This is a genomic window from Bacillus sp. FSL E2-8900, assembly GCF_037966225.1.
GTDB classification, from domain to species: domain Bacteria; phylum Bacillota; class Bacilli; order Bacillales; family Bacillaceae_G; genus Bacillus_A; species Bacillus_A cereus.
In genome coordinates, this window is record NZ_CP150193.1 from 4,171,367 (window position 1) to 4,183,895 (window position 12,529).

Here is a 12,529-nt window from a genome sequence, read left to right on the forward strand (position 1 = left end):
CATACTATGCCCAAACACCCAACATACGTTCTTTTATTGTAACGGAAAGACTGTAAAAAAGAAAATAAAAAAAGCTACCAAATGGTAGCTTTTTTTATTTTAGAAGTGTTTAGAAACTAATTCTACTAACGCTTCTTTCGGTTTGTAACCTAACGCTTGATCAACTACTTTACCGTCTTTTAATACGAAAAGAGCTGGAATGCTCATTACTTCGAATTGACGAGCAGTTTCTTGGTTTTCATCAACGTCTACTTTTACTACTTTTACTTTTTCGCCTAGTTCTGCATCAATTTCCTCTAATACAGGAGCGATCATTTTACAAGGTCCACACCAAGGTGCCCAGAAATCTAATAATACAACACCTTCGCTAGTTTCTGCTGCGAAGCTTTGGTCATTTGCGTTTACAATTGCCATTTTATTTCCTCCTTCAAGTATATTCTACCAAGAGTATATCATTAACTTATATACGTGGCGAATAATATGTATCGTTATGTATTGTAACAAAAAAATGTTCCTTTATACTATATAAAAATACGGATTAAATACTAAAAAGATGAGAGACAGGGGATCTCTCACCTTTTTCTATATATAGGGGTACTTCACTTGGAACTCAAGGGTACTTAAATCATGAATGTACTTTTAACTTTTTAAACTCTTCTGTTAAAAGAGGTACAACTTCGAATAAGTCACCGACAATACCATAGTCAGCTACTTTAAAGATACTTGCTTCTGGATCTTTATTGATCGCAACGATTATTTTTGAGTTTGACATACCTGCTAAATGCTGAATCGCACCAGAAATACCACATGCAATGTATAAGTCTGGCGTAACAACTTTACCAGTTTGACCAATTTGTAATGAGTAATCACAGTATTCAGCGTCACAAGCACCACGAGATGCCCCAACAGCGCCGCCTAGTACGTCTGCTAACTCTTTTAATGGCTTAAAGCCTTCTTCACTCTTCACACCACGTCCGCCAGCGATAATAACTTTTGCTTCAGAAAGATCCACACCTTCTGCTGTTTTACGGACAACATCTTGAATGATTGTACGTAAATCTTTCACATCAACTGTAATAGAAGATACGTCACCGCTGCGAGACTCATCTTTTTCCAGAGTTGCAATGTTATTTGGACGCACTGTCGCAAATAAGATGCCGTCTGTTACAATCTTCTTCTCGAATGCTTTACCAGAGTAAATTGGACGAGTGAAGATAACATTTCCACCTTCAACCTCTAAAGCAGTTACGTCAGAAACTAAACCAGCTTCAAGCTTCGCTGCTAATTTTGGTGATAAATCTTTACCAAGTGCTGTATGTCCAAAAACGATACCTTCTGGATTTTCTTCAGCATGTACAGCTAAAAACGCTTGTGCATAACCATCAGATGTATATGATTTTAATTTATCATTTTCAACTGTCACAACGCGATCTGCACCGTAATGAATCAATTCATTTGCAAAAGAGGCAACGCTGTCTCCAATTAGAAGACCTACTACTTCACCGCCTTCTGCAATTGTTTTTGCTGCTGCTACCGCTTCAAAAGAAACGTTACGTAGCGATCCATCACGAACTTCACCCATTACTAATACTTTACGAGCCATAGATTTTCCCTCCTGCATATATAATTTCGTATTTTATTAGATTACTTTCGCTTCTGTATGGAGCAACGATACAAGTTCTTTTACTTGATCTTGCAGCTCGCCTTGTAACACTTTTCCTGCATCTTTCTTAGGAGGCAAATAGATTTCAATTGTTTTTGTCTTTGCTTCCACATCATCTTCTTCTAAATCTAAATCATCTAATTCTAATTCTTCTAGCGGCTTTTTCTTCGCTTTCATAATACCTGGAAGCGATGGATAACGCGGTTCATTTAAACCTTGCTGTGCTGTTACTAAAACTGGTAATGAAGTTGCAATCACTTCTGTATCACCTTCAACATCACGCTCAATCTTCACATTTGTACCGTCAATTTCAAGTTTTGTAATTGTCGTTACATACGGAATATTTAACGCTTCAGCTACGCGTGGTCCTACTTGTCCAGATGCACCATCAATTGCAACGTTTCCGCCTAAAATTAAATCTGCATCTTTATCTTTTAAATATTCAGCAAGCACTTTTGCTGTCGTGAACTGGTCACCATTTTCTACATCATCTTCAATATTAATTAATACAGCTTTATCACAGCCCATTGCTAATGCAGTACGAAGTTCTTTCTCACTATCTTCGCCACCAACTGTTACAACTGTAACTTCTCCACCTTGTGCGTCTCTTACTTGAATTGCTTCTTCAATTGCATATTCATCGTAAGGGTTGATGATGAATTCCGCTTCGCCATCGTAAATTGCACCGTTTTTAATTACGATTTTTTCTTCTGTATCAAATGTTCGTTTCATGAGTACGTAGATGTTCATTCCATTTACCCCCTTGTTTTTCAGAAAGATTCTATCAATTTTAATTTTCTGTTAATTTATATTAAAAAAATAATTGAACTACCTGCCACTAAATGAAGGTTTACGCTTTTCTAAAAATGCAGCTACACCTTCTCTTCCATCTTCACTCGTAAATACTTCACCAAAAATCTGTGATTCACGTTGTACACCTTCATAGTAATGAGACGATTTTGTCGTTTGCAATAACTCTAGTACAGCACGAGTTGTTGCTGGACTTTTTCCAGCAATTTGTTTTGCAACTTTAAGCGTATCATCTAAAAGAGATTCTTCAGAGAACAATCCGTTAACAAGTCCCCACTTTAATGCTTCTGCACCAGTAATTGGTGTACTTGTTAACATCATTTCACAAGCTTTCGCTTTCCCAACATAACGTGGTAAGCGCTGTGTACCTGCAAAGCCAGGAATTAATCCAAGTGTTAATTCAGGTAAACCAAGTTTTGCACTTTCAGTTGCAAAGCGCATGTGGCAAGACATAGCAAACTCAAGGCCGCCGCCCAGTGCCGCTCCATGAATTGCCGCAATAACTGGTTTTGAACATTTTTCAACACGCTCAAACGTAACTTGTCCAAGCTGTGCTAATTCTGTTGCTTGCTTCGCTTCAGTAACAGATGTAAATTCTTTAATATCTGCTCCCGCTGAGAAGAAACGTCCTTCACCGTGAATAACAACAACACGAATGTTATCATCCTTTTCCACTTGATCAATTAATTCAGTAACGTCATGCATAACTTGTGAAGACATCGCATTCGCTGGTGCGTGATTTAATGTCGCCACCGCGATATGATCTTCAACTCTTACAGATAGGAATTTCAACATGATCCCTCCCATTATTGACGATAACCACAAGCTGCAATAAGTAGCCCGTGTACCGTTTTTGAAAGTGCGACCAGATCATACTTATGATCGCTCATTACCCAATTGGTCACTACTTCATCTACTGTTCCAAAGATCATTTGTCTTGCCACGCGAACATTTAAATCTGCTTGAAATTCACCTTGTTTTATACCAGTCTCTAAAATCTCATCCATAACTTGTAAGTAGCCTTTTAATACTTCATTTATTTTAAGGCGCAAGTCTTGATTGGACTGCCTCAGCTCTAATTGCGTAACGATAGCAAGAGGATCATTTTGCGACAACAGCAAGAAGTGCGTTTCTACCAACATGAATAACTTCGATACAGCGCTTTCAATTCCTGCTGTTTTTTGACGAATTGTTTCGACAAATTCTCCCATCTTCTCTTGGAATAAGGATATTAATATATCTTCTTTATTTTTAAAATATAAATAAATCGTGCCATCAGCTACCCCAGCTTGCTTTGCGATTTTAGAAACTTGCGCTTGGTGGTACCCATTCTCCGCAATCACAATGACTGCCGCATCAATAATTTGATTGTATTTCGGTCTATTTTTCTTCACTTTACTGTCCCCTTCAAGAAGATGACTGAATGAATAGTCATTCATATTCTTATAATACTGACTATTTAGAAAAGTGTCAATCCTATTTTTTCAAAAAGAAAGGGCCTTAGCCCGTTTGCTCATCCTCATTCTTTCTCTTCTCTTCATCTATTAGAACACGGCGTAAAATTTTCCCTACTGTCGTTTTTGGCAATTCATCTCTAAACTCATATACTTTCGGCACTTTATAAGCCGCTAAATATTTACGTGCAAACTGATTTAATTCTTCCTCAGAGCACTCCGTACCTTCTTTTAACACAACAAATGCTTTAACTGTCTCTCCTCGGTACGGATCTGGAACTCCAATTGTCACTACTTCTTGCACTTTTTCATGCTCATATAATACTTCTTCAACTTCACGAGGATACACATTAAATCCACTCGCGACAATCATATCTTTCTTGCGATCTTTTACATAGAAGAATCCATCTTCATCCATGTAGCCAACATCCCCTGTATGGAGCCAGCCATCTTGCAATACAGCCGCTGTTTCCTCTGGCTTATTCCAGTATCCTTTCATAATTTGAGGACCTTTCACTACAATTTCCCCTATTTCTCCTGGCGGTAATGCCTCACCAGTTTCAAGTGACATAATGATTGCTTCTGTATCTGGCCACGGAACTCCAATGCTACCTGGCACCCGCTTTTCCCATAAAAAATTACTATGTGTAACCGGAGAGGATTCTGTTAAACCATATCCCTCTACTAGTTTACCACCTGTAACTGTTTCGAACTTTTCCTGTACTTCTACTGGTAGTGGTGCTGACCCACTAATACAAGCACGAATAGAAGAAATATCGTATTCTTTTAAAAGTGGGCTATTTAAAAGAGCGATATAAATAGTTGGTGCCCCTGGAAATAGTGTCACTTTATGCTTCTTAATCGCTTCAAAAACCATTTTCATATCAAACTTTGGAATAAGGACCATTTTGTATCCTTGCATAACACTCAAATTCATAACAGCCGTCATACCGTACACGTGGAAAAATGGAAGAACCCCAAGAATGACTTCTTCTCCTTCTTTGCAATTATATAACCATTGAACTCCCATTAACGTGTTAGAGACGAGGTTTTTATGCGTTAACATAACGCCTTTCGGAAATCCGGTTGTTCCTCCTGTGTACTGTAAAAGAGCTAGATCATTTTCAGAATCACAAGGCACCTCAACATCCGTATTCACTTCTTTTTCTACTGAATTCCAAAGATGAATCGTTTCACTCTCTGATACTTTCACAACTAAATTTGACTGTTTTTTCTGCACAAATGGATACAATAGATTTTTAGGGAATGGTAAAAAGTCCGCAATACGAGTTACGATAATATGCTCAATTTTTGTAGCAGATTGAACATTCGTTACTCTTGGAAACACTAAATCGAGACAAAGAATTACTTTTGCTCCCGAGTCATGAAGCTGATATTCTAATTCTCTTTCTGTATACAGTGGGTTTGTTTGTACTACGATACCTCCCGCAAGTAATGTGCCGTAATAACCAATTACAGCTTGCGGACAATTCGGCAACATAATAGCAACTCGATCACCCTTTTCCACACCGAGCTTTTGAAGATAATTTGCAAACCTCTTCACCTTATCATGGAAGTCCGAAAACGTAATATCCTTCCCTAAAAAGTGAAGCGCTTTCTTTTCTGGGTAGCGAGATGCCATCTGTTCTACATATCTATGAAGCGGCTGAATATCATAAGAAATCGTACTAGGAATTTCCTCTGGATAACTTTTCAACCATGGTTTTTCCACCTTCATTCCCCCTTCAAATACATAAAAAATAAATGAATGTTCATTCATGATGGTTATTTTCATTATATTATAGTCACCATAACGTTACAATCATAATATTCTGACTTTTATATAACTATGCTTTACTTCATTAACTTCTTATTATATGTAGAAACTCTCTTAATCTTAAAAGAGTAAGAGAGTTATGGCTTAGCTCAATCTTATTATCGTTAACACTGCTCCTGGAGTAGTTGTTGATAATGTTGCGACAGCTAACAAACCAAATAATTGCAAGCTAATAGCATCTCCTGCTGCAAGAGTTGTAATGATTGTTGCGCTAAATGATGTGGTCGCTACAGCAGGAGAATTGATTGTTCCGGCAAGTGGTGCTCCATTGATTGTAATCCGTGAACTAACTAATAATGAAGCCGTTATATTAATCGAATATGAAATATAGTAATTTCCAGCATTTGCAACCGTAAATACTGTATTTCCCCCGGAAACCGTAATACCTGGACCAATATTTTGATTATTCGGAAGCGGGACATTCGTTCCACCTAGAAGTACTGATATCGCTGTTCCTGAGGTATTATTTGCAAATGCATATGTCGCCGTGATACTTGTACCTGTAGCCCCGGTTGAGCCTATTGCTCCTGTTATTCCCGTCGCTCCCGTTGGACCTGTTGAGCCTGTTGCTCCTGTTATTCCTGTCGCTCCCGTTGGACCTGTTGAGCCCGTTGCTCCTGTTATTCCTGTCGCTCCCGTTGGACCTGTTGAACCCGTTGCTCCTGTTATTCCCGTCGCTCCCGTTGGACCTGCTGAACCCGTTGCTCCTGTTATTCCTGTCGCTCCTGTTGGACCCGTTGCTCCCGTTGGACCTGTGTCGCCTGTCGCTCCTGTTGGGCCTGTTGAACCTGTCGCTCCCGTTGGACCTGTCGCTCCCGTTGGACCTGTCGCTCCCGTTGGACCTGTCGCTCCCGTTGGACCTGTTGAACCTGTCGGACCAACCTTAGGAACTGTCCCATCGCAACTAAAACAGCATGAATCAACATGTACACCATTTTGATTATTACACCCACAATATCCATTTATGTTATTGCTCCATGAAGACATGTTGATCACTTCCTTTACATTCGATCTTTTTAGCGCAATCACCGAATTAAAAAACACCTATCTAAATAACAAAGAAATACTTTGCCTAGTCGGGGATAAAACACAGATTTCCTCCATACATTCTAGTAATTATTACATGCGATTCTCACTCCTTTTGCTTGTACTTTCGCCCCCTCTCCACAGATTATTAACCATACACATTACACTTTCGTACACAGCCAAGTTCCCATTTAAACTTTTCACATTCGCCAATATTTTTAGTAAAGAGACTTACTCTCCATAAAGTGAAACTTTAATCAGCCCGACTCCCACCTAACTTCTTTGCTCCATCCAAATTTTGAGATGTGAATCTTACAGCCGGACAAATAGCGGGATAAATAGCGGGATAAATAACGACTATAATATATAAAAATTCATATAATTTGTTATTTTTCGTCAAAATTTTAAAAATATATTGACACTTAAAATACCCTCATAGTATGATTTGGGTGTTGTAATTGATAACCATTTTCACTTATGGTGCTAGTTATAAAAAACACTTAATTTGGGGGCAAAAGATGAAGAAAATTCTCAGTATTTTCATAGTAGTTCTTCTATTCGCTGTTGGATGCGGACAGCAAAAAGAGGAGAAAAAAGAAACAAAAGCGGACAATAAAAATCAAGCTATAACAATTAAACACGCTGAAGGGGAAACGAAGTTAGATAAACCAGCGAAAAAAGTAGTTGTACTTGAGTGGGTATATTCAGAAGACTTATTAACACTTGGTGTTCAGCCAGTAGGGATGGCAGACATTAAGAATTATAATAAATGGGTAAATACAAAAACAAAACCAAGTAAAGATGTTGTAGATGTAGGGACACGTCAACAACCAAACTTAGAAGAAATTAGCCGTTTAAAACCAGACTTAATTATCACAGCTTCATTCCGTGGTAAAGCAATTAAAAATGAATTAGAGCAAATTGCACCAACAGTTATGTTTGATCCATCAACAAGCAATAACGATCACTTTGCTGAAATGACAGAAACATTTAAACAAATTGCAAAAGCAGTTGGAAAAGAAGAAGAAGGTAAAAAAGTATTAGCTGATATGGATAAAGCATTCGCTGATGCAAAAGCAAAAATTGAGAAAGCAGACTTAAAAGATAAAAACATCGCAATGGCACAAGCATTTACTGCTAAAAACGTACCAACATTCCGTATCTTAACTGACAATTCTTTAGCTTTACAAGTTACAAAAAAATTAGGTTTAACAAATACTTTTGAAGCAGGAAAATCTGAGCCAGATGGTTTTAAACAAACAACTGTAGAATCATTACAAAGTGTACAAGATTCAAACTTCATTTACATTGTAGCGGATGAAGATAACATTTTTGACACGCAACTAAAAGGCAACCCTGCTTGGGAAGAATTAAAGTTCAAAAAAGAAAACAAAATGTATAAATTAAAAGGCGACACTTGGATTTTCGGTGGTCCTGAGTCTGCAACATCTTTAGCAACACAAGTAGCAGATGTAATGACAGCGAAGAAGTGATTACACAATGAATAGCTTACAACGTACACTTCGAGCAAGTCTTGTATTCGGAGGAGGAGCAGCTCTCTTGCTCCTCCTTTTCTTTATTCATATCGGACAAGGTCAAGCAAACATTTCCTATAGTATGATTATTGATGCTCTTATCTCACCGAACCAATCGCTAGAACATCAAACTTTAATCATGCTTCGATTACCTAGAGCCGTAATTGCCATTTTAGCTGGAGGCGCTCTTGCTGCATCAGGGGTTATTTTACAAACGTTAACGAAAAATCCACTTGCTGAATCCAGTACAATGGGTATTCACTCTGGCGCATATTTCTTTCTAGTAGTGGCTACAATTTTCTTACCGAAAGGTTTACAAATTAATTCTCTTCTGTTCACATTTATCGGCGGTGCTATTACTGCTTTATTTGTATACCGTATTTCTGGTGGAAAAAAGGGAACCCCACTCAGAATGGCATTAGCTGGTATGGTCGTTACATTAATGCTCTCTGCCTTTACCGGAACGATGCAGCTTTTCTATGAAAATGAAACAGCTGGTTTATTTTTATGGGGAGCTGGATCTCTTATTCAAAATAACTGGGATGGCGTTCAATTTGCTTTTCCATTTATCATTATTTCTTTCCTAGTTTTACTATTTATATCTCGTAAACTCAACATTCTCTTACTTGGTGATGATGTTGCTGTTTCTCTTGGTGAAAAAACAGCAGTAACACGTCTTATCGCCTTCATTGCTGCAATCTTTTTAACAGCAGTAATTGTTACTGTTGTTGGACCAATTGGATTTGTCGGCTTAGTTGCACCTCATTTAATGCGCCTTATCGGATACCGTCAACACTTTACTCTTCTTCTCTCTTCTTTCTTATGGGGGGCAGTATTATTGCTTGGAGCAGATGTTGTCGGTAGATTAATAGATCCAACCGGTGCAGAACTTCCTGTTGGGGCAGTCACAGCAATGATTGGATCTCCTTGGCTTATTTACTTAGTTTATCGAATGATGAAGTCGAAACAATATATGAATGATAACGGTGCGAATGCAGCTGGAGCTAGTTCCCGCTATTACTCTTATAAAAAGGTAATCATTATATCTATCACACTTTGTATTGTGACGATTGCTCTTGGTGTTACAATCGGTAGTAACGCTTATATCGAAAGCATTACAAATGTTATATCAGGTCAATTAACACAATTTGACAAAAACATGATGATGAATCTTCGATTACCAAGAATGCTCGTTGCCGCTATTGCTGGTGCATGCCTTGCAATAAGTGGGCTTGTTTTCCAAGGTATATTACGAAATCCACTTGCCGATCCTTCTATTATTGGTATTTCATCGGGAGCTGGTGTCGGTGCTTTAACTGTTATGTATGTCTTTCCTGCACTTCCTGGTTTCTTCCTACCAATTGGTGCATTTATTGGTGGACTACTTGCAGTAGGAATTGTCCTCTTCTTCTCATGGAAATCAGGGTTTAGCCCCACAGCTCTTGCTTTAATAGGGATTGGTATTTCTGCACTTGGCTCAGCAATTATTCAAATCTTTATCGTTAGAGCCAATTTGAATGTTGCCGCTGCTTTAACATGGTTATCTGGCAGTACGTATGCAAGAGGGTGGAATCACTTAGAAAATATCATTCTATATCCATCTCTAATTCTTGTATTCATTATCTTTTTCTTAATAAAACAACTTGACGTTCTCGTACTGGGAGACGATCTAGCAACTGGACTTGGGCAACCAGTAAATAAAACACGTCTTGCTCTAATTGTGCTAGCGACACTACTTGCATCAGTAAATATCGCTGCTGTCGGTACAATTGCCTTTTTAGGCCTTGTCGCACCTCACTTAGCAAGAATTGTTGTTGGTATGAACCATCAAAGACTATTCGTTTGTTCAGCACTATTTGGAGCAATCCTTCTTTCTGTTGCTGACTTACTTGGACGTACAATCGCATATCCGAAAGAAATCCCTTCTGGCCTTGTCGTCGCTGTACTTGGAGCGCCTTATTTCTTATGGTTGATGAGGAAGAGTGGGAAGAAGGTTAATTAAAAGACGGCTTCGTTTTAGAAGCCTCCTTTTTATATACTAAATAAAGTGAAACTTTAATTAGTGGGGGGGTTCTTCATCCCCACTGATTATTAACCCAAACCAATTGGGCTTTTATGAGCAGTGGATCTCCCACCCAACTTCTTTGCTCCAGCCGAATCTTGAGGTGGGAATTTTACTGCAGGTGAATAGCGGGATAAATTACTCTGATCTCACTAATTTCACAGATTTAGTCCCTCCCATAAACTCATGATGTACAGTTAATGTGTTCTCCTCAAGTTTCAAATCAACCTTCTGTTTTCTTTCTCCCATTAAAAATACAAGCTCTATGGAAATAATCCCTTGGTCCACACTTAATATTCGAAAGTCTCCTATAGTAGTCCCTTTCCCAAAAATATTATGTTCCATAAATTCTCCGCCTGTTTTCTCACTATTAATAGATTCTATTTCCAACCCAACTGGCCTGTCTGTACTTTCTGATGACATCCAAGACCCCTTTAACTTTCCAATATCAGCCTCTTTTTTCTTAACTTCTGCTTGTTGAGTTAGTAAGCCATCTATTTGCTTATTCAGCTCTTCGGCCCGTTGATTTTCCGAAATAAATTGTTGATTTTGGCCAGTATCGTTAACAATTTTATTTACTATCCCTTTAGCCTCTTCATACTTTTTATCATTCTTTAACTTCTCTGCCTTTTCCAATTGACCTATATATTGACCTTTTAACTCTTTATGCTCTATGAGCGAATCTTTTTGTTCTTTCGCTTGACTTTGAAGGATTGCGGAACCATCTTTCATCTTTTCTACTTCTTGAAACAAACCTATTGCTTGTTCTATATTTCCACTCGATTTCTCTTTTATCGAACTTATCATCTTAGTAGTTTGGTCTTTTAATACCTTTGCTTCTTTATCATCCTTTTTCTCTTCTAATGCTAGCTCAAATGATGCTACTGCCGTGTCATATTCTTTACTCGCTAACGCCAATTTCCCTTGATCCATTGCTTTTTTATAGGTTTCATTGCTACATCCTACCATTAAAAATAAAATTATGATTCCTAAAATCAATCTTTTCATAATATCCCCCTAAATTAATATAATTCTATATACACTCAATAGTATCATAAAATTTATATATAAAATTTTAAATACCATCATTAAAACATAAAGGGAACTTGTCATTTCTTCTCGAACTTAATCTATGAACATAAGTAGAGGGGGATAACAATAATGTACCAAACAATTGAAGGCTTCTTGCAATCATGGACATACGAAGCAGAGTCTACTCAGAAAATGCTTGATTCATTAACCGATGCATCTTTATCACAGGAAATTGCACCTGAACATTGGACGTTAGGTAGAGTTGCTTGGCACATCGTGACGGCAATTCCTGTTATACTATCTGGCACAGGGCTAAAGTTTGAAGGAGAATCGAAAGATTATCCTGTTCCAACTTCTGCAAAAACAATTGCAGATGAATACCGTAAAGTAAACGCGGCTTTTGTTGAAACACTTCAAAGTAAATGGACTGATAAAGACTTAGCTACTATTAATGACTTCTTTGGTCGCCCTATGCCGAATTCTATATTTTTAATGACACTCATTAATCATCAAAATCACCACCGCGGACAAATGACGGTTTTAATGCGACAAGCTGGCTTAACAGTTCCTGGCGTATATGGCCCCGCAAAAGAAGAATGGGCTGCGGCTGGAATGGAAGCTCCTAAAATGTAACGACAAAAAAGACAAGATGTTTACATATCTTGTCTTTTTCTGTAACTTGTTTCATGTGAAACTATTTTTTCTTAATGGTTGTTTTATGGAAAAGATAGGTTAAAATGAATACATATTACGAAGAGGAGTAACCAAATTGAATACAAAAAATAAAAAAATAGCTATGGGAACTATTTTACTAACTTCTATTATTGGAGTTATTAGTGTATCTCTTTATTTCACCTATTATGGTACCCCTTGGGGAAAACAAGCAGCAATTACGGACTCAAAAGAGTATATTACAAAATATTTTAATCTAGATGCAGAAGTCAAAAATACTTCTTACGATGCTAAAATGAATAGCTATGCAATCTCCTTTGAAACAAGTACCGACGGCGAGTTTACTATCGAATATAAAAGTCCTAATAACTTTAACATTTCTCCAGAAGTGCAAAAGTACTTAAGCACACACTCTAAATTTACAGAGTAGTAACGAAG

General features: G+C 37.8%; 12 protein-coding genes. 4 read left to right on the plus strand and 8 right to left on the minus strand.

Features of this window, described 5'->3' with window-relative positions; genetic code table 11:
* Nucleotides 1–99 precede the first annotated feature (99 nt).
* From trxA to NST90_RS21380, 7 genes are all read right to left on the minus strand, one after another.
* On the minus strand, nucleotides 100–414 hold the full coding sequence (gene trxA / locus NST90_RS21350; protein WP_001018943.1) for a thioredoxin: 315 nt from the start codon (nucleotides 412–414) through the stop codon (nucleotides 100–102).
* 211 nt (nucleotides 415–625) lie between these two features.
* Nucleotides 626–1,603, minus strand: coding sequence for an electron transfer flavoprotein subunit alpha (gene etfA, locus NST90_RS21355; RefSeq protein WP_000101945.1), 978 nt, complete (start codon nucleotides 1,601–1,603; stop codon nucleotides 626–628).
* Between the two features lie 36 nt (nucleotides 1,604–1,639).
* On the minus strand, nucleotides 1,640–2,413 hold the full coding sequence (gene etfB, locus NST90_RS21360) for an electron transfer flavoprotein subunit beta (RefSeq protein ID WP_001029028.1): 774 nt from the start codon (nucleotides 2,411–2,413) through the stop codon (nucleotides 1,640–1,642).
* Nucleotides 2,414–2,491: 78 nt separating this feature from the next.
* Nucleotides 2,492–3,268: an enoyl-CoA hydratase gene (locus NST90_RS21365; RefSeq protein WP_000911292.1), complete on the minus strand. Its 777-nt coding sequence runs from the start codon at nucleotides 3,266–3,268 to the stop codon at nucleotides 2,492–2,494.
* 11 nt (nucleotides 3,269–3,279) lie between these two features.
* Nucleotides 3,280–3,912, minus strand: a complete 633-nt coding sequence (locus NST90_RS21370) for a TetR/AcrR family transcriptional regulator (protein WP_002001012.1) — start codon at nucleotides 3,910–3,912, stop codon at nucleotides 3,280–3,282.
* Nucleotides 3,913–3,973: 61 nt separating this feature from the next.
* Entirely contained in the window at nucleotides 3,974–5,659 is a 1,686-nt protein-coding gene (locus NST90_RS21375; RefSeq protein WP_025710201.1) for a long-chain-fatty-acid--CoA ligase, read from the minus strand.
* A gap of 189 nt (nucleotides 5,660–5,848) precedes the next feature.
* On the minus strand, nucleotides 5,849–6,751 hold the full coding sequence (locus tag NST90_RS21380; protein ID WP_339200603.1) for a collagen-like protein: 903 nt from the start codon (nucleotides 6,749–6,751) through the stop codon (nucleotides 5,849–5,851).
* A gap of 557 nt (nucleotides 6,752–7,308) precedes the next feature.
* On the opposite strand from NST90_RS21380, the gene NST90_RS21385 reads away from it, so the two are divergent.
* Both NST90_RS21385 and fhuB read left to right on the plus strand, forming a co-directional pair.
* Complete coding sequence (locus NST90_RS21385) at nucleotides 7,309–8,283, plus strand: iron-siderophore ABC transporter substrate-binding protein (protein WP_025709894.1); 975 nt, start codon at nucleotides 7,309–7,311, stop codon at nucleotides 8,281–8,283.
* A 7-nt stretch (nucleotides 8,284–8,290) separates the two neighbouring features.
* Nucleotides 8,291–10,327 (plus strand): Fe(3+)-hydroxamate ABC transporter permease FhuB, encoded by a 2,037-nt coding sequence (fhuB, locus tag NST90_RS21390; RefSeq protein ID WP_044306747.1) that lies wholly within the window; start codon nucleotides 8,291–8,293, stop codon nucleotides 10,325–10,327.
* 198 nt (nucleotides 10,328–10,525) lie between these two features.
* Here fhuB and NST90_RS21395 read toward each other — a convergent pair whose 3' ends face one another.
* The gene (locus NST90_RS21395) at nucleotides 10,526–11,395 is read right to left on the minus strand and encodes a hypothetical protein (protein WP_046393015.1); all 870 of its coding nucleotides are present in this window, start codon (nucleotides 11,393–11,395) and stop codon (nucleotides 10,526–10,528) included.
* Between the two features lie 153 nt (nucleotides 11,396–11,548).
* Here NST90_RS21395 and NST90_RS21400 point away from each other — a divergent pair, with 153 nt between their 5' ends.
* Together NST90_RS21400 and NST90_RS21405 are read left to right on the plus strand one after the other, a co-directional pair.
* On the plus strand, nucleotides 11,549–12,052 hold the full coding sequence (locus NST90_RS21400) for a DinB family protein (RefSeq protein ID WP_000284973.1): 504 nt from the start codon (nucleotides 11,549–11,551) through the stop codon (nucleotides 12,050–12,052).
* 136 nt (nucleotides 12,053–12,188) lie between these two features.
* Nucleotides 12,189–12,521, plus strand: coding sequence for a hypothetical protein (locus NST90_RS21405; RefSeq protein ID WP_025709897.1), 333 nt, complete (start codon nucleotides 12,189–12,191; stop codon nucleotides 12,519–12,521).
* Nucleotides 12,522–12,529: the final 8 nt, after the last annotated feature.